Here is a 23,121-nt window from a genome sequence, read left to right on the forward strand (position 1 = left end):
TACCTTCTTTAAAGACGACACGGTCGTTGCAACTCCCAAAAATTCTGGGTGTTGCAACGACCGCTAGAACCGGCCCTTATGGTGACCGGCCGCCGTCGCTGTTGTCCGATGTGAGTCCAAGGATTCGTGAACTTTATTCACCCATACGTTCACCATGGCCTGTCAACGCGAGGGCCATCGTCAGGACTGCGCAGGTATTCTCCGCGTTCCTGCCCCTCCGAGCGTTCCCGTTGGGCTCGTTGCGCGCTCTCCTCCAACTGTTTGAGCTGTTCCTGTGGAGGCGTGGACGGGGATTCCCCGGAAGGCTGCTGCGCCGTGCCGCGTTGCGTCTTTCCTTCGGCGATTTTGTTCGTGAGCCGGTCCTCCGCCGCGTCAAGGGCTGCGCCCTCCCCTGCGGCGTTGGCGGGACCAACAGCATGGCATTGCGGCGGTGATGCTTCGGCGACAGCAAGTCCTTCCGCAAGCAGCCGGGCCGCAGCGTCACCGTCCCCTGCCGCGTCCCCCAATTTCTCGATGCTCAGGACAAGGTTGACCCGGACTTTGCACTCGTCATCACCTGGGCCGAGCCGCAAAGCCGTCTCGAACTCTTCCCGTGCAGCGGCGAAGTCACCGGCCAGCACCCGGGCGTCCCCGGAGGCGAACGACGCCTTGTGCGGCTCCACGAAGTTGGCTACATGGAGCCAGGAGGCAGCCCGGGCAACGTCATTTTCCTGACCGGCTGCGTAGGACTCCGCGGCTGCACCACCCAGGACGCCCACACCCAGGAGTTTCGCGGCAACTGCGAGCGCCAGCAGGGCCGCCGGCGCGGACCACAGCGCAAGGCGGAGTCGCCGTCGTCGTACGTCGTGGGTCATGGGGTACGCTCCTTTGCTGCTGCAGGCCGGAGGTTCAGGAGTGCGGCGGGGTGGCGCAGTGGTTCGTGCAATGCCAGCAGGAAGGCAGCCAGGGCGAGGAGCCAGTAGAGCTCAATGCGTCCGGGGGTGTCCGCGTCGCTGATAGTGAGGACACCTGGCTGGGCTTTTGCAAGCATGTCCGACGGCGGCTCTGTCCCGGTCCGGTGTGCGTAGGGGAGGCGGAGTTGCTCGGCGATAGCGCGGAGTTGGTCTTCGTCGATGCGTGAAACGGCGTCCTGCGTGGTGTCGGAGCTGCGGTCCTTGAGGTAGCCGGCGTCGGCATCCGGGGTTTCCTTCATGCGTCCTCCCTGAGGGGTGCCGTATCCAAGGACTGCTCCCCCGGCTACGTTGGCGGCGTCCATGGCAGCTGGCCGCTCGGCGCTGGTGTTCTCGCCATCGCCGGCGTAGAAGACCAGAGCGGGCCGGCCCGGGTGTTGCTCCTTGGCCGCGGCAAGCCGATCTTTGAGGAGCTGTGCCGCACCGGTGACGCTGCTTCCCTTGGCGTATCGGGCGTTTTGGGGTTGGAGCGTGGTCATGGCAGTCTGCAGCGCGGTGGCGTCGCGGGTGAGGGGCATTCGGACGGTGGCCTGGTTGTCGAACGTGATCAGGGAGAATTTGGCACCGGCGAGCTCCTTGGCTATCGCCATGACATCACGTTGGGCCCCCGTCAGGCGGGTAGTAGAGCCGTTGTAGTCTTCGGCTGCCATGCTGGTGCTGGTGTCCACCACGAAGAAGACGTCCATCTCCGCGGTGGCGGTGTTGGCCTGTCCACCGGGCCAACCCGGCCGGAGCGCGGCAAGGAGCAGAAGCACGACGGCGGCGCCCCGCAACGCTGCCGGCCTCGCGTTCCGTGTCAGGGCCAGCACGGTGAACATCAGCATGGCGGCGAAGGCCAGGACCAACAGGGGCCATGGAAAGACCGGTGCGAACGTCATGGTTCCAGCCTCCATCCGAGCACCAGCATGCCCGTTCCGGCAAGCAGGGCGATCCCGAGCGGCCAGGCGGGAGCATCGGCTACTACCGACTGAGGAGCTGCCCGGTAGCTGGTGGCTTCTGTTTCCTGCACTTTCCCCACAATGCCCGGCACGGCCTCAGCGCCGTCCACGGTGAAGTAGGCGCCCTGGGTACCCTCAGCGGCAGCCCTGAGTTGGGCACCGGGTTCATCAGGTTGGTTGCCGTAGTCCATGTCGCTGGGGTTCAGGGCATAGACCTTCACATTTTTGTCGACTGCCAGTGCTGCTGCTTCCTGCAGGCTGAAGATCGGCTCGCCGGAGAGGAAATTGTCAGTGGCCAACACCACGGACCGCGAGCGCTGGGCATCGGTGGCGCCTGCGTCATCGGGAAAGCTCTGCACGCAGGACGCCAGGCCGTCGCCGATCAGCGAGGAGCCTGCGCCGTTCCACGTGCCGTCGAAGAAGGATCCTGCCCCGCTGTCCAAGGCTTCCTTGGCTTCGGCGAGCTGTTCGGCGGCGTAGTCGTAGTCGTCCGTGAGGGGAAAGAGTTGCACGCTGCTGCTGTCGAAGATGACCATGCCGATCCTCTCGCCGTCGAATTCCTTGGCGAGTTCCTGGAACACGGTGGCTATGGCGGCATCGGTGCTGGTCATGGATCCGGACACGTCCAGGCAGAGCACGATGTCCCTGTTCCGGATTTCCGGTTGCTCCGTGGCGCGCAGGACGGGCCGGGCGGCAGCCGTAGCGGTGGCGGCGAGGAATACGACACCGAGCGCCACTGACACCATCAGCCGCAGCCGGTACCTGCGTAGTGCGTGCTGGTACTCCGGCAGGTCGGTCAGGCGGTCACCGTGCGCGACGGGCCGGGTCCGTGGAGGACGACGACGGCGGTACAGCCAGGCGCTGATGGCCACCGCTGCTGCGGCAAGGGGAAGGATCCACCAGTAGCTCAGTTCCATCCGATCACCACCTGTCGCGCAGCCTCTGCTGAGTGCCCCACGGGGTGGATTGGCACACGGGAGAATTCGTTGGGGTAGATGCCCGCGATTCCTTCAGCAAGTTCCTCGAGACCTTGGCGGCGGAGATCTTCCAGCGTCATGGACGTGACGGGTAGCCCCGTGGCTGCCCCGGCGAACTCCCGCACGAGGAAGCTAAGTCTTTGGTGGGCGTCGCGCACTGGTATCCGTCCGGCGTCGGCGTCTTCTGCTGTGGCGTTGATGGCCGCGAGGCACGCAGAACGCAGGGCGTCCAGGTCCTGCTGTGGCGGTCCTTGTCCGGCTGGTGGTCTCCGGCGAATGGGCCGGAAGATCCAGGCATACCAAGCACCCACCACCACCACTATCAGCAGGCCGGCCCAGAACCATTGCGGCTGATACTGCAGTGGCGCGTAGAAGCCGGCATCATCCTGCACGATTGCCACCTCCACCGGAACCCCTGGCAGTTGGCCCACCCGAACGGTGCTTCTCAAGGAGTGCAAAGACGGCAGGCAGGACGTCCGCACTGCCTGAGGTTTGTTCCTCGGCTATGCCCAATCGGCGGAAGATGGAGCTGCGACGTTCTCCGCGTTCCACCATGGCAGCTTCATAGGCTGCCTGGATCTTGCTGTCGGCGGCCAGCAGCGCGGGGATTCCCTGCCCGGTGCCCACATCCGTACTGTTCGTGGCACCTTTGTCTGCCACCGGTGTGAGGTTCGCGTCCCGCACTGTCAGCCACAGGACTTCGTGCCTGGCCCGAAGCCTGCGCATCAGCCCCTCAGTACGGGCATCGGGCATGAACTCGTCCGTCACGGCAACCACGAGCAGGCGTCCCTTCAGGTATCTCAGGACGTAGTCGAGTTGCTCCGAGAGGGAACTGGGCGGCCCGTCCAGGACGACGCCCGCATCGACCTCCTGCAGCAAGCGTTCCAGGTGCTCCTCGCCGCTGCGGGGAGGTACATACCGGGTTGTGGTCTCGTTCCCGTGCAGGAGGCCGACGTCGTCACCGTGGCGACACGCCAGATACCCCAGCACTCCGGCTGCCTGCACAGCGATGTCCTTCTTGGATTCACCAGACAAAGCCTGGGCAGCCATGGTCCGTCCGGTATCCACCAGCAACAGCACCGAGTGACGGCGAACCGCCACATACCGCTTGACCAGGGGCGATCCGTGCCGTGCGGTGGCTTTCCAATCAATATCCCTGACTTCATCTCCAGGAACGTAGGCCCGCAGTTCATCAAAGTCCAGGCTGCGGCCTGTGAAAACGGAGCCGTATTCACCATCGAGCAGGGTCAGTGTCCTCCGGTGGGCGAAGATGAACATCTTCGACTTAACCCGGCGAAGCAGGCTGGGCACGCGTAGTCCCCGCTACGGTGTCTGGACAGACGCCACGACGGCATCAATGACAGTTTCCACCGGGACGCCTTCAACCACAGCATCGAACCCGAGAATGATGCGGTGCCGCAGGATCCGGTGGGCGAGGTTTTTGACGTCCTCGGGAATGACGTGGTCTCGGCCGTTCAGCAAGGCCAGGGCCCTGGCTGCCTGGCTGAAGGCAATGCTGGCCCTGGGGCTGGCGCCGAACTCCACCAGGTTGGCGAGCTTGGGCTCCAGATATTGGGAAGCATTGCGGGTGACGTAGGCAAGGCCCACGATGTACCTGACGATCGCGGGGTCGATGTAGACCCGTCGCACGAGGTTCTGGACCTGGACAACAGCGTCCAGTGAGGCAGCAGCCGGCGGCTTCTGGTCGGCATCGAACACACCGGCGTCAATCCGGCGGATGACTTCGGCTTCCTCGGCCGGACTCGGGTAGTCCAGGACGTCCTTGAGCATGAAGCGGTCCATTTGGGCTTCGGGGAGCCGGTACGTCCCTTCCTGCTCGATCGGGTTCTGTGTAGCCAGCACCAGGAACGGCTGCGGCAAAGGGTAAGACTCGCCACCGATGGAGGTCTGCCGTTCCTGCATGGCCTCGAGCATGGCACTCTGGGTCTTCGCGCTGGATCTGTTGATCTCATCCAGGAGCACGATGTTGGCGTGGACCGGGCCCAGCTGCGTGATGAAGGTTCCTTTGGCAGCATCGAATATCTGCGTGCCTGCGATGTCACTGGGCAACAGGTCCGGAGTGCACTGGATCCGGCGGAACTCCGCACTGACCGATTCCGCGATGGCCTGGGCGGCCGTGGTCTTGGCAAGGCCCGGCACACTTTCAAGCAGCACGTGGCCGCCCGTCAACAAGCCGATGACCAACGTCTCGCGGAGCCTGGACTGGCCCACCACTTTGTTCTCGAAACTCCGGATGATGCTGCCCACGAGTTGTTGGGCACGGGCCATGTCCGGTGCGTCGATGCCGGCCGTGGCAGTAGTCTGTTGCACTCGTGGTCCCCTCGCTGGCGTCTGACGTCTCCCGGCAGGCGGCCGGCCAAAAATCCGGGCATCAGTGCTTCCGCCTGCATGGGCCACTCTATCGAAGCCTGACCTGTCCAGGGCCGCAATGGGGACCCCTCCCCATGCAGCCCTCCGAGGTCTATCCTTTTGCCATGCATCAGCTACCAGCCGCCTATCAGAAGTACCTCGCCGCCCAGGACCAGCACGTCATCGACGCCGTTCGGCCCGTCCTCCTGCAATCAGCCGCCGACGAACGCCACGGGGTCCGAATCACCTACAACCGGGGACCCACCGGCCACCAAGCCCACCTGGACGAGTCCATACCGTACGGCGAGATCATCGAGGACATCGACTGAGCGCCTGCTAACCCTTCATGGCCCCAGAAAGGGCAAAAGAGTTCCCCATGCCCCGGGACACCAACGCGTAGAGCAGCAGCACCGGGACCGAGTACAGGATGGAAAACGCTGCCAACTGGCCGTAAGCGACCGCTCCGTGCTGACCGAAGAAACTGAAGATGGACACCGCCGCCGGTTGCTTGCCCGGTGACAACAACAGGATGAAGGGAACAAAGAAGTTTCCCCACGCCTGGATGAAGACGAAGATGAACACCACGCCCAGCCCCTGCCTCATCACCGGCAGGACGATGGTACGCAACGCCGCCATGGCTGACGCCCCGTCCATCCAGGCCGCCTCCTCAAGTTCCAAAGGAACCGAGTCCATGAAGTTCTTGGTCATCCAGATCGCCATGGGCAAAGTAGTGGTCGCCATGAAGAAAATAGTGGCTGCCATGGAATCCAACAGGTGCAATTGGACGAACAACCCATACACGGGCACCATAATGGCCGTCACCGGCAGCGAGGTGCCGAACAGCACCGTGTACATGAACGGCTTGTTGAACCGGGACTGATATCTGGACAACGGATAAGCGGCCAACACAGCAGCAAGAAGGTTCACCACAGCCGTACCGGCAGACAACCACAAGCTGTTGGCCAACGGCTGAAACAGCAGCTCAGGAGTCAGCACCGCACTGAAGTTGGCGGTCGACGGCGCCGATGGCACCTTGGTCTGGTATCCGGCCTGGGGATCGACGGCGGCCAGCAGCAACCACAATAAAGGCGCCACAAAGCAGACACCGATCACGGCCAAGGCGATATCCGCACCCAACCTGGCCCTGGAACGGGCGGTGCCGCCCGTCGTCGTGCCTGGTGCCTTCTCCCGCGCTCGCAGTCCCTTGGTCGTCACGGGCGACGCTCCCTCAGGAGCCGAACGTAGAGCGCACCGAACACCATGCCCAGCAGGATCAGGACCGACGCCACCGCCGTTCCATAGCCGATGTCACCAAACTTGAACGCCTCTTGGTACGCCAGGACCGGCAAAGTGGTGCTGGTGTTGGCTGGACCGCCCGCTGTCATCACCCAGATGAGGGTGAAAACGGCCAGCGTCTGCAGCGTAATCAACATCAGGTTGGTGGTGATACTGCTCCGGATCAGAGGCAGGGTAATGAAAGTGAGCCTTTGCCACCCCCGGGCGCCGTCCATGAGCGCGGCCTCGGATATATCCCGGGGTACGTCCGCTAAAGCCGCCCGGTACACCAGCATGGAAAAAGCGGTGCCGCGCCAGGTGTTGGCCAGGATGATCGCCACAAGGGGGAACGAATACAGCCAGTCCACGCCGTCGACACCTACGATGCCGGCCAGTTGGTTCAGAGTTCCTTCCCGGTTGAAGTAGGCATAGGCGGCAAACGCAGCCACAATTTCCGGGAGGACCCAGGCCGCAACAACTGCCGTACCCACCACGGAGGAGACCACCTTCCGTGAACGCGTCATCAGCAGCGCAATCAGCAGGCCCAGCACATTTTGCCCCAACACCGCCGACGCCGCGACAAAGACTACGGTCAGCCAGGCCGACAGCGGAAACGAGTCATCGCTGAACATCCGGGCGTAGTTGTCGGCGCCCACCCACTGCGGGTCCTGCGCCGCTTTGCCCGTCAACGACGCATTGGTGAAGGACGCATAAAAGGACCAAGCCACCGGGGCCACGAGGAAAAGCAGGAGCAGCAGAATCGACGGAACTACCGGCAGGAGCCGCAGGACGCGGCGGATGGTCATTTCTCCAGGACCTTGTCCTCACCCACAAGCTTCCGGACGGTGGCATCGTATTCTGCCGCGGCATCCTCGGGGCTTTGCTTGCCCGTTATTACTGACTCCGTGGCCACTTGGACTGCAGTGGAAATCTTCGGATAGTCAGCAGTGGCGGGCCGGTAATGCGTTACGGCCACCAGGTCCGAGACATCCTTGACGAACGGGTTGGCTGCCAAATAATCCGCTTCCGCGGCGACATCGGTCCGGACGGCAATCTGCGAATTGTTGATGTCGTACGCCAACGCGTTCTTCTTGTTCAGAGCAGTGGTGAGGAACTGGAAGGCAAGGTCAGGGTTCTTGCTCTTCGCACCCACCGCAAGCGTCCAGCCGCCGGACATACTGACGCCTCCGGGCTCCTGGCCATTCCTGGTGGGGAACATCGCGACGCCCATGTCCTGCTCATATCCTGCCCACTCGTACGCCCCACCCTTTTGCCAGAACGACGGCGTGTAGGAACCTTCCACGGTGGCCGCCAGTTTGCCTTGCGGGAACCACTCGCCAAAGACTTTCTTCCAGACGTTGGCATCCAAGGCCTCGGCGGGGCTCACTGCGAGTTTTTCGTCGTAGAGGGTCTTCAAGAACGCCAGTGAGTCAGTAAATCCCTGGGACCCGACTACCCACTTCCTGGCGTTCTCGTCATACAAGGTGCTGTCTGTCCCGTAGAGGAGTTCATAGAAGCCCTGCATGACTGTGCCCTCGCCGGTCCCCTTGCCTGCGTACATGTTGAAGGCGATCACGTTGGGATCGGATGCCTTCACTGCGCGGGCCGTGGTCAGGATGTCATCCCAGGTCTTTGGCTGCCAGGGCAAGGAAACGCCCGCCTTTTGAAGGACTGTCTTGTTGTACCAAATGGCTCTGGTGTCCGTACCGAGCGGCACCGCATAAATACTGCCGTCATCTGCCCGGCCGGCCGCTTTGGCTGCTTCATTGAACAGGGACCAGTCGTCCCACTTCTCAAGGTAGCCATCAAGCTTAAGGAGGTACCCGGCGTCGACGTCCGAACGGACCTTGAAGGTGTCCTCGTAGAAGACATCCGGTGCCGTTTCCGCGGAACGCTGGGCCAGGGCAAGCTTGGTTCCGTAGTCGTCGTCGTTGGCCTGGATGGGCTGAAGCTCAACGGCAACCCCGGAGTTGGCTGCCTCGAACTCATTCTTGGCGTCCTGCATGACTGCGTCGAGGGCAGTAAAGGCATCCGTCTTCTGATAGACGATCTTCAGCGTCTTGTTCCCGGCCGCGTCAGGCGCAGGCGAACAGGAGCTGGCTGCCACAAAGACGGCGGTGGCTGAAGCGATGGCGGCAAACTTCCGCGCCACGTGTTTGATACCGGCTAACTTCATCGGGCGGCCCATGGTGCTCCAATCCGTCAAACGTCGTGCTGATTCAGCCTTCCAGAAGGAGCCGCTGGGCCCGCGGTGCCAGCATGTGCTCCAGGACGAGACATGCTGCACCGATGGCGCCCACGTCCTCGCCCACTCCCGTGCCTACAACTTCCAGGTCATGGATCATGCGGGCGGCATTGTTCCTGTCCAGCAGTTCCGGAACCCGCTCCAGGAAGTAGGGCGACATACGGCCCCAGAAGGGTCCACCGAAAACCACGCGCTCCACATCCAGGGTATTGGTCACTACGGACACGGCACGAGCCACAAGGGTGGCCGAATTGTCCAGAATGGCAATGGCTTTTTGGTTCCCGGCGTCGGCTTGGTCGCACAGCGCTGCAAAACGTTCCTGGACCTCGGGGCCGTCTGCCCCCTCACGGTGACCGTCCAGGACACCGGCTGCTTCGGCTTCGGCCACCAGGACCTGAGGGATGCAGGAGGACTTAACGCATCCGTGCAGTCCGCAATCGCACAAAGGTCCGGAAGGATCAACCACGATGTGGCCGATTTCGCCGGCGTTGCCGGAGGTTCCACGCACTACTTCATCGTTGAGCACGATTCCGCAACCGATGCCGGTACCCATGTACATAAAAACAAAGCTGCCGGCGCCGCTCGCGCCTCCGGCCCAGGTCTCAGCAACAGCTGCACTGGTGACGTCCTTGTCAACCAGGGTCTCCAGCCCGGTGGCTTCGCTCAGGGCCTCGCGGATACGCACCCGATTCCACCTGGTCAGCAGGGGCGGCTCCACTACAGAGCCTTCATCCAGGTCAATCGGTCCAGGGACGGCAACGCCAAGACCAGCGATCTTGGATGCGTCCACGCCCGATTCTTCGACCAGGACCTTGATTTGCGCGGCGATGCTGGTGATCACGCCGGCGGGGTCCCCGCCAGGGGTGGACATCCGGGAATGCCTGACGACGTCGCCCAACAGATCAAGGACCACGAAAGTGATGACGGCCGGGTCCAGATGGACACCGACGGCGTACATCCCAGCCGGGTTCAACCGAAGGATGGTCCGCGGCTTGCCCGGCCCCGATCCTTCCTTGCCGGCTTCGACGATCAGCTTTTGATCCAGCAGGCGCCGGGAAATATTGGAAATGGTTTGGGGGGAAAGTCCAACAATCTGTGCCAGCTCCACGCGGCTGAGTCCCTGCGCTGACCGCCGGATCGCCTCCAGAATGACGGTCAGATTGAAGTCCCCCATACGGGGTAGATTCGTTCCGCGCCTCGGTGTCGGCTGCCGGATCTCAGTCACTGATGCCCCTCGTCATTCGGAAAAACTTGGTCGGGTTTAGTCTCTGTCTGCATCGTACGATACCCACAGCCCCACAGGTACGAGCACACGCTGGCGACGAAGTCAGGGGTTGGTAACGATGCCACTGAATTGTATGTGACAGCTTCCTGCACCGGCCCTTGATGACGGTGACCTCAGGATTTGAGGCTGCGTGTCACCGTGAATTTGGGGTTGCGGCCTTCCTCCGACGTAGGTCCAATAAGCCGTTCCAGCGCACCCCGGTACTGCAAGTGACTGTTGTAGACGGTCCACAACTCCCCACCTGGCGCCAGCACACGTCCGGCGGCCTGGAACATCTTCAGCGCAGCGCCTGCATGGACACTTGCCCCTACATGAAACGGCGGGTTCAGCAGGATGAGGTCCGCGCTGCCGGGTGCAAGCGTGGACATCGCGTCATCATGAAGGACGGCCACCCGATCCCCCACACCATTGGCCGCCGCCGTACCCCGGGCCGAGGCAACAGCAGCAGCGGATTGGTCCGTTGCCACCACGTTCGCCTCCTCATGGCGCCGTGCATACATGGTGGCCAGGATCCCCGTGCCACATCCCAGGTCCACCACGCGGCGGGCAGCCGGCATCCGGTCCAGGAAGGTCAGCAGGTAACGCGTTCCAATATCCAGGCGGGCTCCGGAGAAGACTGCGCCATGAGCGCAGACCGTGATTCCCAACTCCTGCAATGGTTCCACAACGGGGAATGGTGGTGTGTCCGGAACCGGTTGGGGATCCCGGGCAATGAGCACCCTGGATTTCTGACGGGCGAGTTGCGGTTGGACAGAAGAGAAGTACTTCTCCAGGACTGAATTCATCCCGGTGGACATATGTTTGACACGGCCGCCTGCCAACATCACCGTATCCGGCGCCGCGAACCGCGCAACGGCTTCGGCGGTTTCCTCCAACTCAGCGAGCGACTTCGGCAATTGAACCAGTACCAGCCCTGCATTGCCGAGCAATTCCGGGCCTAAACCGTGCTGTGTGAAACGGCCCTCGAGACCTGCTGCAGCTGCGTTGCGCTCCAACGCGAGCCGCCCCGTGACAAGGTCTTGGTGAACACGGACATGCCCGACGCCGAGTCGCACCAGCGCACCCAGCGTCAGGGCACCGTAACGGTCGCCAATGACGACAACCCCGGTTTCCTGGCCTACCATTTCTGCCGCTGTTTCCAGCAAAATCCGGTCAGTGGCGTCGTAAGCCTGCAAATTCTCCGCTTCGACGTCCGGGAGCCTGCTCAAGGAGCCAAACAGGGTTTCCAGTTCCAATGCCGTCACGATGGAGGTTCTCACTTTCGTTGCGTTTTTGACTCGACTTTGTCAGTGCTTGGGAGGAACCTGAAAGTGCAGCACCTAAACACCTGGCTGTCCCGTCAGTTTGGTAGAACCATCACAGAGGCGGCCGGCACACGTCGCGGTGACAAGGGAGCCAGGCACCGGGACCATCCATCATCCGGCTCCCCCTCCCCTGCGAGAAGCCATGAGTGTCAATGTTGTCACGAACCTTGAAGTAAAGTCCCACAACTCTCCCGACGAAACGCGCCGCCCGGATAAGACCGTTCTGGACCTCGTCACCGTAGGAGAATACACAATCGGCCGTATGACCTTTGAGCCCGGTTGGACCTGGGCTGACTGCATCAAACCTGTGGTGGGCACCGACTCCTGCCAGTTGAGCCACGTGGGATTCTGCGTTTCCGGCAAGTTGGACGTTGAAACCGACGACGGCGGCCAGATCAGTATCTCTGCCGGCGACTCCTACACGATCCCGCCGGGCCACAATGCCCACGTTGTAGGCGACGAACCGTTCCAAGGTGTCGAGTTCGTCAGCGGCGCCGAGTTCGCCCGCCCCCCTGGATAAGGAGATCGGGTTTCAGTACATGCAAAAAGACCCCGCTCAAGTGAGCGGGGTCTTTTTCCGAAGTGGAGCTGAGGGGACTCGAACCCCTGACCCCCTGCATGCCATGCAGGTGCGCTACCAGCTGCGCCACAGCCCCGGATTTGTTGATTTTCCGGTGAAGTTTTTCTCTTCCCGTCGAAGCAACTCGTCAATACTAACCACAATCCATCGAGAAGCGAAATCGGCCAACCGTGAACTGCGTCACCCCCGGGCCGTGGCTTATCAATGAAACCCGGCAGCCGAGGCGCGCTGGACGAATCCACCGCGCCTCCCCCCAAACCGGCTGCCTGGGAGCGTGCTGTCATCCAGCTCCGCCCCCATGAAGTCTAAGATCGATACCTCCAGAAACCAAACCGTCCAGTCGGTTTATTTGACTGACCCGGCCGCGCCCGGTGATAGCGTTATGGGGTTCCGGAGGTGCCACTGCCAGCATCCCCTGACAGATCATCCGACCCCACCACATCGCTCGAAAGGTCAGCCACTACCGATGCAGCAACGTGCGCAGGACACCCGACTGGCAGTCATTGAAGGCGCAGCGCGCGTCTTCGCTGAGATTGGGTACGGAAACGCCAGCCTGGCTGACATCACCAAGCGCGCGGGCGTGACCAAGGGCGCCCTCTATTTCCATTTCACGTCCAAGCGGGAGCTTGCCCTGGCGGTCATCGACGAACAACACGCCTTGGTCCAGTCGGCGGGCTCGGAGATCGCCGGCTCCAACAACACTGCGCTGGAAAAAATCATCACCCTCTGCAGAATGTTCGGGCAGCAGTTGTTGGATGAACCGATAGTCCAAGGTGGTATCCGGCTCACCTTTGAAGCCTCCGCATTCCAAGCTGACGTTTCCGCCCCGTATCAGGACTGGATCAACACCACCCACCAGTTATTGGCTCAAGCCCAGACGGAGGGGGATGTCCGCGCCGATCTGGATGCCGCTGCCTTTGCCCGATACCTGATTGCATCCTTCACCGGAGTCCAGATGGTTTCCGAGGTTCTCACCGCGCGCGCCGACGTTATGGCCAGGATCGAACAAATGTGGGAATTCATGCTGCCAACCCTGACATCAGGCGCTAGCACCCAGCCGCAGGTTCCATGACCCGCTGATCACCCAACTGCGTGAGCCCGGTACAGCCAGCTGGATCAATTGACTCCGGGTACAAGAAAGGTCCTGCTTTCCTTGACGAAAGCAGGACCCTTGATGGTGGAGCTGAGGGGACTCGAACCCCTGACCCCCTGCATGCCATGCAGGTGCGCTACCAGCTGCGCCACAGCCCCATATTCTTGCTGCTTCACGTTCAGCATTTCAGCCATCCGCGCCGAAGCAACTCAAATATCTTAGAACAGCATTTCCGAAAATTCCAAATCGGGCATATTCGGTTGCCGTAGCTTCTAGTGCTCTGAGTCCTCCGCGGAAACAGCCTTGGCGGAGGCATCGTCACCGAGCTCCAGATCCACCACAGGGCAGTCCTTCCAGAGGCGCTCCAGTGCATAGAACACGCGATCTTCTGCGTGCTGGACGTGGATTACGATGTCCGCATAATCCAGCAAGACCCAACGGCCTTCGGAGCGGCCCTCACGACGCACGGGACGGAGATCCTGCTTGAGCAGTTCTTCCTCGATGCCATCGACGATTGCGTTAACCTGGCGCTCAGTGGGAGCAGACGCGATAAGGAAGATGTCAGTAAGCGCCAAGCGCTCGCTCACATCAAGCGCAACAATGTCTTCGGCGAGCTTATCGGCCGCTGCACGCGCTGCGTGACGGGCGAGGGTGATGGATTGTTCATGTGCAGACACGGGGACTCCTTGTTGTGGCCGGTGGCCTTGGTTTGGCGTTTGCCGGGATAAAGCGGAACTAGCCGCTGGTGATCATGATGATGCCGACGATGAGCGCAACCAGGCCCATGGCCAAAACACCGTATTGCAGGAGCCTGTTGCGCTGAGCCCGTGCCAGTCCTGCAGTATTGACGTCCAACGGATCAAGTCCGTAAGCCGTACTGGCAGAAACGGGCGGGCGCTGCGTCTCTTCGCTGCGCTCCACAGGTGCAGCAGGCTTCTTCCTGGCGGACCTGGCTACAGCTTCCGCCCGGGCAAGAACTCCTGCGCGGCCTCGGGATCCTGGCTTCTTGACCTGCGACGGGTCATCCAGAGTTGGACCTGCCGACGTGATCAACGGTACGAACGTGGTACTGGGACGCTTCATGACCGGACGCTCAACACCAGGAACCTTGACGAACTCCAAAGGAGTCACCATGGCCAGGTTGTTGGCCGTGGAAGGGCCTGACGTGGCCGCCGGAGACTTTGCCTGCTCGACCTTGCCCTGTTCGACCTTGCCCTGCTCAGCCTTGTTCTGCTCGGCAAGCTTCTGCTTGGCTGCAGCTCGTTTGTTCAACACCGCCGCACGTTCGGCAAGGGCAATCTGCTCCGCCAACACCGCTGGATCAACAGCCAACGGATCCTGCTCGGCGATGTGTTCCAGCTTGGACGTCTGGTTCTGAACCTGCGCCGCGATCAACTCACGGACTGCAAGGGCCTGCTCAACGGACATTCCGGACTCCGTGGCGGCATCCGGAGCTTTGTCCTTGGGCGTGGTCTTCTCTGCGGGAGTTTCGTTGCCGTCCCCGGCTGTGGCAACCTCGGGCTTTGCCATGCCGGGCTTGGTGGTCGCGGACTTCGTAGCGTCGGCGTTTCCGGCGTCATCAGTTGGAGCACCCGGCTTTGCAGCTTCCTGCGCGGAACCCGGCACTGGAACGATCGGGTTCATTGACGTGGCAACTTCGGCCTGGAGCTGCTGAAGCCGCAGCTGGCGCCGCGTGGGAGGCCCACCTCCGGAGAGCTGTTCTTCCTTGTCCGCGAGTTCCTTGATGGTCCGCAGGGCTGCACGGTCACGTGCCCGGACCTGAGAGGATCGCTCTTGCGCGGCGGTTCCTACAGCATCCACCGGACCATCAGCGGCACGGCGGTTACGGGCAGCGGGGCGGTCAGACCCAGCCGGACGGTCAGCGCCAGCAGCGGCACTTGTGGTGGGGGCCTTGGAAACCACGCCGGCTTTTGCCGGCACGTTTGGCTCCGCGGCAGGTTTCGGCTGCGCCGTCGGTTCCGCGGTGGCTTCTGGTTGCGCGTCCGGCTGCGCAGTGGCATCCGGCTGCGCGGCGGCTCCCGACTGTTCTTCCCGGGCGCGGCGAAGCTCACGCCTGCTGCGGATGGGTCGCTGTTCCTGGCTGCTCATTCAAAACTCATTCAGTACGTGCTTGGTCGTCTGATCCGGACAGTGCGGGCGTCAGCTCCCCTGCCACGGGCTGGGGCGCGTACAGACCATATTTTGCGATGTATTGCACCACTCCGTCCGGCACCAGGTACCAGACGGGATTGCCTGCGCCCACGCGGATCCGGCAATCCGTGGAGGAGATCGCCATAGCCGGAACTTCGAGCAAGCTGACGTCATCAGTCCGTCCGAGGTCGTTCAGTTCATGTCCGGGACGGGTCACCCCGACGAAGTGCGCCAACGACCACAACTCGTCCACATCTTTCCAGGACAGGATCTGGGCCAAGGCGTCCGCACCGGTGATGAAGAACAGGTCCGCGTCAGGACGCTGGGCCCGCAAATCACGCAGGGTGTCTATGGTGAACGTTGGGCCGGGACGGTCAACGTCAACCCGGCTGACAGTGAACCGTGGGTTGGATGCCGTGGCAATCACTGTCATCAGGTACCGGTGCTCCGGCTCGCTGACAAGTTTGTGCGACTTCTGCCACGGCTGTCCCGTCGGCACGAAAACCACTTCGTCGAGTCCGAACTTGGCTGCTACTTCACTGGCAGCCACAAGGTGGCCGTGATGGATTGGATCAAATGTTCCACCCATCACGCCCAGCCGAAGCCTGCGCCCCGACTCCCCACGTGGTGTTGCGGCAATAATGTTAGTGGCCCTGCCCGTGGGTGTGCTTGTTCGGGTGCTGGCGGTGCGGATCAGCGTGCTCTTCAACAGCCTCGTGGCGGTTGCCCAGGTTGGTGTAGGACAGGGTGACGAACAGGAGGACCAGCATCAGGGCAAACATCACGATGCCGAAGACCCACGGCTCTGCCCACAGGGGTGCGAGTTCCTCGTGGCCGCCGCCTTCAGTTTGGGCGGCAATGGACGTGGCGATCTGCTGAAACAGCATCTTCTCCCCTAGTTGGTTCTCAAATGTTTGCACGGCGGGGCATCCCGACGTTCCGGACTTCTGTTCTATGTTACAGCGTTGCTAGCTGCGGACTTGGCCTTCACCCTGGACGATCCACTTGGTGGTGGTCAACTCCGTGAGGCCCATGGGACCCCGTGCGTGCAGCTTTTGTGTCGAAATGCCCACCTCGGCGCCGAGGCCCAGTTCACCGCCGTCGGTAAAGCGCGTGGAGGCATTGACGATCACGGCAGCGGAATCAACCTCTGCGATGAACTTCTCGGCGTTGGCAAGGTTGTTGGTGAGGATCGCTTCAGTGTGTCCCGTGGTCCACGTGCGAATGTGGTTGACGGCCTCATCCAGGCTGTCCACCATGGCCACTGCAAGGTCCAGGTCCATGTATTCGGTGGCCCAATCGTCGTCGTCAGCGGGAACGCTTTCAACGTCCTTGCCCAAGGCAGCGGCGATCCTCTCGTCCACATGGAGCGTCACCCCTTGTGACCGCAATGCCTTGGCAACAGCAGGAAGCACCGTTGAGCCCGAGTGCACCAGCAGGGTCTCAACTGTGTTGCAGACGCTGGGACGCTGTGTTTTGGCATTGAGGAGGATCTCCACAGCCATTTCTTCATTCGCGGACTCGTCGATGAAGATGTGGACGTTGCCTTCGCCGGTCTCAATAACGGGTACGGCAGAGTTGGTGACCACCGTCTGGATGAGGTCCCGCCCGCCCCGCGGAATGAGGACGTCCACGCGCCCGCGAGCACGCATCAGCACGTTGGCACCTTCGCGGCCGTACTGGTCCACGGTCTGGACAGCATCGGCCGGCAGGCCCACCGAATCCAGTGCTTCCCGAAGGATCCGCACCAAAGCCTCATTGGTGTTCGCCGCAGCTGACCCGCCACGAAGAATCACGGCGTTGCCGCTCTTGAGGGCCAAGCCGGCGATATCAACGGTCACGTTCGGGCGGGCCTCATAAATGGCGGCCACAACGCCCATGGGTACGTTGACCTGGCGCAGGCGCAGGCCGTTGGGGAGCGTCTGTCCGCGGACTACGTTGCCTACGGGATCCGGCAGGCCTGCCAGATTCTCCAGGGCCGCAACCAAGCCATCGATCCGGGCAGGAGTCAGCGTGAGGCGGTCCAGGAGCGCTGCGGACGTGCCATTGGCGCGGCCTGCGGCAACGTCCTTGGCGTTGGCCTCCAAAACATGCTTCCGGTTCTCCACCAAGGCTGTTCCAATGGCACGGAGCGCACGATCCTTCCAGGCACGGTTCGCCTGGCCCATCCGGCGGGCAGCCTTGCGGGAACGGTCGGCAATGGCATGAACGGCGGCCTGGACATCCTCCGGGGAGAGCGGAGCGCCGCCTGCCACAGGGTTCTCCGGCGTTTGTCCGGCAACACCGGAAACGTCGGAGATCACAGGGGCATCAGGGGTCAGCGCTTCAGTCATGCTCCAAGTTTAGATGAGCGGGGCGTCCGCAGGAGCACCAGATCATCAACATGAACAACTTCGCGGTCGTAACCCCGGCCCATCGCCTGGCCGAGCTCCTGGGTAGTGCGGCCCAGCATGCGCGGAAGTTCCTCCGAAGAGTAGTTCACCAGCCCACGCGCCAGCACGGTTCCGTCATGGGCAACCATTTCCACGGGATCGCCGGCTTCGAAGTCACCGCTGACCTCCGAAATGCCCGCGGGAAGGAGTGACCTGTGCCGTTCGCGGACTGCTTTAACAGCGCCGTCGTCGAGCATTAAGCGTCCCTGAACCGTCGCCAGGTGCGCCAGCCACAGGAGGCGCACCGGCTTGCGGTTGCCATTGACGGAGAACCAAGTCCCCACGTCCTCCCCCGCCAAGGCGGCCGCGGCATTGGCCGTTGACGTCACCAAAGCGTGGATACCCGAGCCGGCAGCGATCGACGCCGCCTCGACCTTGGTCATCATTCCACCGGTTCCGACGCCGGCCTTACCGGCCTTGCCGATGGTGACGTCCTCAAGGTCCTGAGGACCCTGAACCAACGGAATACGCTTGGCACCCTGGGACGGCGGACCGTCATAGAGGGCATCGACGTCGGACAGCAGTACCAGCGCATCCGCGCGGACCAGGTGGGCTACCAAAGCGGCCAGCCGGTCGTTGTCACCGAAGCGGATCTCGTGCGTGGCCACGGTGTCGTTCTCGTTGACCACTGGCACCACGCCAAGGTTGAGCAGGCGGTCCAACGCCCTGAAAGCGTTGGTGTGCTGCGTGCGGCGCATGAGGTCATCCGCGGTCAGCAGCACTTGGCTGACGGTGACGCCGTGGGCACTGAATGCCTGTGTGTAGCGGGCCATCAGCAATCCTTGGCCTACACTGGCGGCAGCCTGTTGCGTTGCCAGGTCCTTGGGTCGCTTGGCCAGTCCCAAAGGTGCCAGGCCCGCAGCGATGGCCCCCGAAGAGACCAGAATGATCTCGGTGCCGGCGTTGCGCTTGTCCGCCAGGGCGTCCACCAGTCCCGCAAGGGATTTCTCGGAGATACCGCCCTTGATGCTGGTCAAGGAAGAGGACCCCACCTTGACCACAATCCGCTTGGCGGTGGCGAGGGCCTGGCGTTCAAGGCCTTCGGCCGTGGCCGGAACGTCGACGGTCCTAGTCGTCATCACCGGCGTCCAGGGTGCTCTCCCTCACGGTCTGTGCGCGGCGGCCGCTGACGGATTCGGTCCAGATGCCGGCCTTGCGTTCTGCTTCAAGCTCGGCACGGGCGGCGGCCTTGGCTTCGCGGCGCTCAATCTGCTCATCGCGCTTCTGCGAACGTGTAGGACGGTCGCCAATGTCCGCAACGCGGATGTCGGTACCGCGGGGGGTTGCCAGGAGTTCGGCGCCGGCCATCATGGTGGGCTCCCAGTCGAACACCACGCCGTCGTCTTCACCGATGACCACGGTGTCGCCAGGCTTGGCGCCAACCTTGAAGAGCTCAGTTTCCACGCCCAGCTTAGCCAGACGGTCGGCAAGATAGCCGATGGCTTCCTCGTTGGTGAAGTCGGTCTGCTTGACCCAGCGCACAGGCTTTTCGCCCAGAACGCGGAACAGCGGCTCGAGGTTCTTTTCTTCGCGGCGGATCTTGAAACCGGACTCGTTGACCGCACGGGGCCGCAGAACCGGCGGTGCAACCTTGGGGGGTGCGATTGCCACGGCATCGCGCGCTGCCTTGACGATCTCCGCCATGGCAAATCCGAGCTGGCGCAGGCCCTCGTGGCTGGTTGCCGAGACTTCGAACACGCGGTAACCCCGCGCTTCCAGGTCGGGACGAACGAACTCAGCCATGTCCTTGCCATCGGGCAGGTCAACCTTATTGAGGACAACCAGCTTGGGGCGCTCGTTCAGGGGAACAACTTCGCCGTCAACACCGGCGTAACTCATGTCAACCGCGTACTTCTCCAGCTCGGCCTCAATGATGGCGAGATCGGACAGGGGATCCCGGTCCGACTCCAGGGTTCCGCAGTCAAGGACGTGCACCAATGCCGCGCATCGTTCAACGTGCCGCAGGAAGTTGTGCCCGAGTCCCTTGCCTTCGCTGGCACCCTCGATCAAACCGGGGACATCGGCAATGGTGAAACGGACTTCTCCCGCCTGGACCACGCCCAGGTTGGGAATGAGCGTGGTGAACGGGTAATCGGCGATCTTCGGCCGGGCAGCAGACATGGCTGCGATCAGGCTGGACTTGCCGGCAGAGGGGAAGCCGACCAACGCGATGTCCGCAATGGACTTCAGTTCCAGGACGATGTCGCTGGATTCGCCTTCGATGCCCAACAGGGCAAAGCCCGGCGCTCGGCGCTTCTGGGAGGAAAGGGAAGCGTTGCCCAAGCCGCCTTGGCCGCCGGCAGCTGCGACGTATTCAGTACCCTCACCCACGAGGTCGGCCAGGACTTCGCCGTCCTTGGTCTTAACGACGGTGCCGTCCGGGACCGGAAGAACCAGGGTCTCGCCGTTCTTGCCACCGCGCCAGTCGCCCATGCCCGGGCCACCATTGGTGGCGTGGCGGTGGGGTGCATGGTGGTAGTCCAGCAGCGTGGTGGTCTGGGCGGACACCCGGAGGATGACATCCCCGCCATTGCCGCCGTTGCCGCCGTCGGGGCCACCGAGGGGCTTGAACTTCTCCCGCTTTACAGAGACACAGCCGTGGCCGCCGGTTCCGCCGGATACGTGCAGGACTACCCGGTCTACAAAGCTCGCCACGTGGATCTCCTCAGTTGCTGTCTTACTTACAGCGTTTGTTGCTGTTGCCAGCGCTGTTGCAAAACCAGTGCGCTAAAGCGCCCTAGTCGATTGTAATGCGGTTAAAAGAACGGTGGAGCGGGCCGTTTGGCCCGCTCCACCGGTTCAGAACTTGTTGTTACTCTGCAGCTGCAGCAGCAACGATGTTCACTACGCGACGTCCGCGGCGAGTACCAAACTCAACCGAGCCGGCCTGCAGGGCGAACAGGGTGTCGTCGCCACCGCGACCAACGCCTGCACCGGGGTGGAAGTGCGTGCCACGCTGGCGAACGATGATTTCGCCTGCGGAGACTACCTGACCACCGAAGCGCTTGACGCCCAGGTACTGTGCGTTGGAGTCACGACCGTTGCGAGTGGAACTCGCGCCTTTTTTGTGTGCCATGTGAAATGCCTGCCTCTAAATTTCTGGGGAAACTGAAAAACCTGAACAGCGGGTAACGAAAGTTACGCGATGCTGGTGATCTTGATCTTGGTCAGTTCCTGACGGTGACCCTGACGCTTCCGGTAGCCGGTCTTGTTCTTGAACTTCTGGATGACGATCTTCGGACCACGGAGGTCTTCGAGGATCTCAGCCGTCACCTTGACGTTGGCCAGTTCCGCAGCTGCGGAGGTGACCTTATCGCCGTCAACCAGGAGCAAGGCGGGCAGCTCAAGCGTGCTGCCGGCTCCACCGGGGACGCGGTTAAGCGTTACGTAGTCTCCAACGGAAACTTTTTCTTGGCGGCCGCCTGCGCGGACAATCGCGTACACCACTTGGGTACTCACTTCTCTCGACGTTTATAACTAAATTTGCGTGCGGAACCTGGAACCGAAATCAGGCTTGGTTCGCGCTGTGCCTCAACGCCGTGGACTTCTGATCGAAGTCCGCGAGTCATCCCTTGAACAATTCCAAGGGGCATAACCCAAGTGTTGGCGTAAGCACCGAAGATCAAGATTACGCTAGTTTGACCCTCGGCTGCAAATGAGGCCGGGTCCGGAGGCTACCACGTGACTTGCATCACCAGTTGTAACGGACTCTCCCGGCACCGTGCCCATACAGCCTACAGGGTTTGGGGCGATTAACGTGATTTGACCCGCGACGCGCTGGGGCGGTTAGAAACCCGGAGATAAAAAGTCCGGGCAGGAACGGTCAGGCGAACAGCCGGGGAGCGTCGAAGAATGCAGTTTCGTAGCGGCAGGACTGGGCAAAAGCCTCCACCATTGATGCCCGCTCCCCCTCGGAAGCTGCCGCTGCAGCGGCGTCCGTGAAATTGATCGCATTCCTGGTGGCTGCAGCAAACTCTTCATCGGCGTAAGTCCTGAGCCAGTCCGCGTAGGGATGCGCCGCCGGGGATCCCGCCTCCACGAACGATGCATGGAGCCGCTGGCCCACCTCTGCGTAGAGCCAGTAGCACGGCAGGATGGCCGCCAGCACCACGGAGTAGCTGCCGGTGGCCGAGGACGCCAGCAGGTGGTCCACGTAGGACTTCGTGACGGGTCCGGTCACCGAGGATGCCTCTCGGGTGCTGAGCCAGTTCCTGTGCAGTTCCGATTCGACCTCAAGGCACTGCTGTGACGCTTTGGCCCAGAACAGTTGCTCCTCCTCCGTGGGGGCAAGGGCGCCCGCACGCGCCAGGACCCTGGAATACCCGTTGAGGTAGAGGGCATCCTGCGCGAGGTAGTAATTGAACGCAGCCTCCGGGAGGTCGCCCGATTGCAGGCCGTCAATAAAGCTGAGCTTGTAGATTGCCTCGAGCTCCGGAGCAGCTTCCTTCCACAGCGCCGCGGCGAATTGCCCCGGCCTCAGGACCTGATGGTGGTGGAAATGGTGGACCGGCCCGTTTCCCTGGCCTACGTCGAGGCTGTCCGAATGCAGCAGCGCCTGAAGCAACCACGGCTTGACTTCGCGCAGGGAAGCTTCCCAATCGCCGGTGCGGGCCTGGACCGTGGCCAGAGCCGACGACAACGAACAGCCCGTGCCGTGGCTGTTCTTCGTTTCCACGCGGGGTCCGGCTACCTCGATGACGTCCTGCCGCAGGAGGCCGCTGGTGTTAACCAGGGCATCCGGGCATTCCGCCCCTGCCAGGTGTCCGCCCTTCACCAGGACCGTGGTGCCGCACTCAGCAGCCAGTCGCTTGCCCTGGTTCAACGCCGAATCCCAGTCAGCAGCTTCAGGCTCCCCCAACAGCATGGCAAGCTCCGGGAGGTTCGGGGTAATAAGGTCCGCCAACGGCAGCAGAGCGCGCAGGGCCTGCTCGGCAGACCCCCGCAGGAGGCGGTCGCCGCTGGTGGCCACCATCACCGGGTCAAGGACCACGACGCCGGGACGCACCGACTCAAGCCAGCTGCGGACCTCATCGATCACCGCAGCGTCACCCAGCATGCCGATCTTGACGGCATCGATGGCGATGTCCGTGCTGATGGACTCCAACTGCTGTCGCAGGAACTCCACCGGAGGAACATGGACAGCACTGACGCCCAGCGTGTTTTGGGCCGTCAACGCGGTGATCGCCGCCATGCCGTAGCCGCCCTGCGCAGCAATGCTCTTCAGGTCAGCCTGGATACCGGCACCGCCGGAGGGGTCCGAGCCCGCGATACTCAGTACGCGGGGCGTTTCCCGGCCGCAAACAGCCAGAGGGTACACAGAAGAATACGACGATGACGTCATGGGGACATCCCTTCGCCGGTGCTAACCGGACAGGTTCAACGGGTCTGGATCTCAGCCGGGCCCTATGCCCGGCACCCCGTGTCAATCCCCAGCGTAGCCGGGAAGCAGCACGGCCCGGGAACTGCACTCCGCAGAAGACCGGTTATGACCGCTGTGAGCAGACAGCAAAGGGCCCCGCAG

Annotated in this window: 24 protein-coding genes, 2 tRNA genes and 1 riboswitch; of the genes, 3 read left to right on the forward strand and 23 right to left on the reverse strand. The window is 62.4% G+C overall.

Annotation, left to right across the window (positions count from 1 at the left end; translation table 11 throughout):
• Window positions 1–149: 149 nt before the first annotated feature.
• Genes WBN73_RS18305 through WBN73_RS18330 form a run of 6 tightly spaced genes read right to left on the reverse strand, consistent with a single transcriptional unit; the run spans window position 150 to window position 5,196 of the window.
• A complete protein-coding gene (locus WBN73_RS18305) occupies window positions 150–854 on the reverse strand; it encodes a hypothetical protein (RefSeq protein WP_207593716.1) in 705 nt (234 codons plus the stop codon).
• Window positions 851–1,828, reverse strand: coding sequence for a vWA domain-containing protein (locus WBN73_RS18310; RefSeq protein WP_337340976.1), 978 nt, complete (start codon window positions 1,826–1,828; stop codon window positions 851–853). The genes WBN73_RS18305 and WBN73_RS18310 overlap by 4 nt, the downstream gene beginning before the upstream one ends.
• Window positions 1,825–2,805 carry a vWA domain-containing protein gene (locus WBN73_RS18315; protein ID WP_207593718.1) on the reverse strand — a complete coding sequence of 327 codons (981 nt, stop codon included), beginning with the start codon at window positions 2,803–2,805 and terminating at the stop codon, window positions 1,825–1,827. Before WBN73_RS18315 ends, WBN73_RS18310 begins: the two co-directional genes overlap by 4 nt.
• Entirely contained in the window at window positions 2,796–3,257 is a 462-nt protein-coding gene (locus WBN73_RS18320; RefSeq protein ID WP_337340977.1) for a hypothetical protein, read from the reverse strand. The genes WBN73_RS18315 and WBN73_RS18320 overlap by 10 nt, the downstream gene beginning before the upstream one ends.
• Entirely contained in the window at window positions 3,247–4,176 is a 930-nt protein-coding gene (locus tag WBN73_RS18325) for a DUF58 domain-containing protein (RefSeq protein ID WP_337340978.1), read from the reverse strand. The genes WBN73_RS18320 and WBN73_RS18325 overlap by 11 nt, the downstream gene beginning before the upstream one ends.
• A gap of 12 nt (window positions 4,177–4,188) precedes the next feature.
• The gene (locus WBN73_RS18330) at window positions 4,189–5,196 is read right to left on the reverse strand and encodes an AAA family ATPase (protein WP_280622969.1); all 1,008 of its coding nucleotides are present in this window, start codon (window positions 5,194–5,196) and stop codon (window positions 4,189–4,191) included.
• A gap of 134 nt (window positions 5,197–5,330) precedes the next feature.
• Here WBN73_RS18330 and WBN73_RS18335 point away from each other — a divergent pair, with 134 nt between their 5' ends.
• Window positions 5,331–5,564, forward strand: a complete 234-nt coding sequence (locus WBN73_RS18335; protein ID WP_337340979.1) for a hypothetical protein — start codon at window positions 5,331–5,333, stop codon at window positions 5,562–5,564.
• A gap of 7 nt (window positions 5,565–5,571) precedes the next feature.
• Here the strand turns inward: WBN73_RS18335 and WBN73_RS18340 are convergent, their stop codons facing one another.
• From WBN73_RS18340 to WBN73_RS18360, 5 genes are all read right to left on the reverse strand, one after another.
• Window positions 5,572–6,450, reverse strand: a complete 879-nt coding sequence (locus WBN73_RS18340; protein WP_443193273.1) for a carbohydrate ABC transporter permease — start codon at window positions 6,448–6,450, stop codon at window positions 5,572–5,574.
• Window positions 6,447–7,316 carry a carbohydrate ABC transporter permease gene (locus WBN73_RS18345; RefSeq protein WP_337340980.1) on the reverse strand — a complete coding sequence of 290 codons (870 nt, stop codon included), beginning with the start codon at window positions 7,314–7,316 and terminating at the stop codon, window positions 6,447–6,449. The genes WBN73_RS18340 and WBN73_RS18345 overlap by 4 nt, the downstream gene beginning before the upstream one ends.
• Complete coding sequence (locus tag WBN73_RS18350; protein WP_337340981.1) at window positions 7,313–8,686, reverse strand: extracellular solute-binding protein; 1,374 nt, start codon at window positions 8,684–8,686, stop codon at window positions 7,313–7,315. The genes WBN73_RS18345 and WBN73_RS18350 overlap by 4 nt, the downstream gene beginning before the upstream one ends.
• A 43-nt stretch (window positions 8,687–8,729) precedes the next feature.
• Window positions 8,730–9,929 (reverse strand): ROK family protein, encoded by a 1,200-nt coding sequence (locus WBN73_RS18355; RefSeq protein ID WP_337340982.1) that lies wholly within the window; start codon window positions 9,927–9,929, stop codon window positions 8,730–8,732.
• A gap of 224 nt (window positions 9,930–10,153) precedes the next feature.
• Window positions 10,154–11,299 carry a class I SAM-dependent methyltransferase gene (locus tag WBN73_RS18360; protein ID WP_242703320.1) on the reverse strand — a complete coding sequence of 382 codons (1,146 nt, stop codon included), beginning with the start codon at window positions 11,297–11,299 and terminating at the stop codon, window positions 10,154–10,156.
• A 187-nt stretch (window positions 11,300–11,486) separates the two neighbouring features.
• On the opposite strand from WBN73_RS18360, the gene WBN73_RS18365 reads away from it, so the two are divergent.
• On the forward strand, window positions 11,487–11,864 hold the full coding sequence (locus WBN73_RS18365; RefSeq protein WP_207593725.1) for a cupin domain-containing protein: 378 nt from the start codon (window positions 11,487–11,489) through the stop codon (window positions 11,862–11,864).
• 63 nt (window positions 11,865–11,927) lie between these two features.
• Here WBN73_RS18365 and WBN73_RS18370 read toward each other — a convergent pair.
• Window positions 11,928–12,000: transfer RNA gene (locus WBN73_RS18370), tRNA-Ala, on the reverse strand.
• A 390-nt stretch (window positions 12,001–12,390) separates the two neighbouring features.
• Between WBN73_RS18370 and WBN73_RS18375 the strand changes: the two genes are divergently transcribed.
• Window positions 12,391–12,996, forward strand: a complete 606-nt coding sequence (locus tag WBN73_RS18375) for a ScbR family autoregulator-binding transcription factor (protein WP_207593726.1) — start codon at window positions 12,391–12,393, stop codon at window positions 12,994–12,996.
• A gap of 103 nt (window positions 12,997–13,099) precedes the next feature.
• Here the strand turns inward: WBN73_RS18375 and WBN73_RS18380 are convergent.
• The 11 genes from WBN73_RS18380 to thiD all read right to left on the reverse strand — a co-directional run bounded on the left by WBN73_RS18380 (window position 13,100) and on the right by thiD (window position 22,941).
• Window positions 13,100–13,175: transfer RNA gene (locus WBN73_RS18380), tRNA-Ala, on the reverse strand.
• Between the two features lie 114 nt (window positions 13,176–13,289).
• The gene (rsfS, locus tag WBN73_RS18385; RefSeq protein ID WP_091553904.1) at window positions 13,290–13,694 is read right to left on the reverse strand and encodes a ribosome silencing factor; all 405 of its coding nucleotides are present in this window, start codon (window positions 13,692–13,694) and stop codon (window positions 13,290–13,292) included.
• A gap of 58 nt (window positions 13,695–13,752) precedes the next feature.
• Entirely contained in the window at window positions 13,753–15,126 is a 1,374-nt protein-coding gene (locus WBN73_RS18390; protein WP_337340983.1) for a hypothetical protein, read from the reverse strand.
• 7 nt (window positions 15,127–15,133) lie between these two features.
• Window positions 15,134–15,808 carry a nicotinate-nucleotide adenylyltransferase gene (gene nadD / locus WBN73_RS18395; RefSeq protein WP_369746664.1) on the reverse strand — a complete coding sequence of 225 codons (675 nt, stop codon included), beginning with the start codon at window positions 15,806–15,808 and terminating at the stop codon, window positions 15,134–15,136.
• Window positions 15,809–15,812: 4 nt separating this feature from the next.
• Window positions 15,813–16,055, reverse strand: a complete 243-nt coding sequence (locus WBN73_RS18400) for a hypothetical protein (RefSeq protein ID WP_089595294.1) — start codon at window positions 16,053–16,055, stop codon at window positions 15,813–15,815.
• Between the two features lie 81 nt (window positions 16,056–16,136).
• Window positions 16,137–17,501 carry a glutamate-5-semialdehyde dehydrogenase gene (locus WBN73_RS18405; protein WP_337340984.1) on the reverse strand — a complete coding sequence of 455 codons (1,365 nt, stop codon included), beginning with the start codon at window positions 17,499–17,501 and terminating at the stop codon, window positions 16,137–16,139.
• Entirely contained in the window at window positions 17,498–18,679 is a 1,182-nt protein-coding gene (gene proB, locus WBN73_RS18410; protein WP_280622976.1) for a glutamate 5-kinase, read from the reverse strand. The genes WBN73_RS18405 and proB overlap by 4 nt, the downstream gene beginning before the upstream one ends.
• A complete protein-coding gene (gene obgE / locus WBN73_RS18415; RefSeq protein ID WP_337340985.1) occupies window positions 18,669–20,255 on the reverse strand; it encodes a GTPase ObgE in 1,587 nt (528 codons plus the stop codon). The genes proB and obgE overlap by 11 nt, the downstream gene beginning before the upstream one ends.
• 157 nt (window positions 20,256–20,412) lie before the next feature.
• Window positions 20,413–20,676 carry a 50S ribosomal protein L27 gene (gene rpmA, locus WBN73_RS18420; RefSeq protein ID WP_024816903.1) on the reverse strand — a complete coding sequence of 88 codons (264 nt, stop codon included), beginning with the start codon at window positions 20,674–20,676 and terminating at the stop codon, window positions 20,413–20,415.
• A 62-nt stretch (window positions 20,677–20,738) separates the two neighbouring features.
• Window positions 20,739–21,047 carry a 50S ribosomal protein L21 gene (rplU, locus tag WBN73_RS18425; RefSeq protein WP_018777818.1) on the reverse strand — a complete coding sequence of 103 codons (309 nt, stop codon included), beginning with the start codon at window positions 21,045–21,047 and terminating at the stop codon, window positions 20,739–20,741.
• 376 nt (window positions 21,048–21,423) lie between these two features.
• Window positions 21,424–22,941 (reverse strand): bifunctional hydroxymethylpyrimidine kinase/phosphomethylpyrimidine kinase, encoded by a 1,518-nt coding sequence (thiD, locus tag WBN73_RS18430; protein WP_337340986.1) that lies wholly within the window; start codon window positions 22,939–22,941, stop codon window positions 21,424–21,426.
• Window positions 22,932–23,030, reverse strand: a riboswitch (TPP riboswitch). Its footprint overlaps the gene before it by 10 nt.
• Window positions 23,031–23,121: the final 91 nt, after the last annotated feature.

Source organism: Paenarthrobacter sp. CCNWLY172, from assembly GCF_037402035.1.
Lineage (GTDB): Bacteria > Actinomycetota > Actinomycetes > Actinomycetales > Micrococcaceae > Arthrobacter.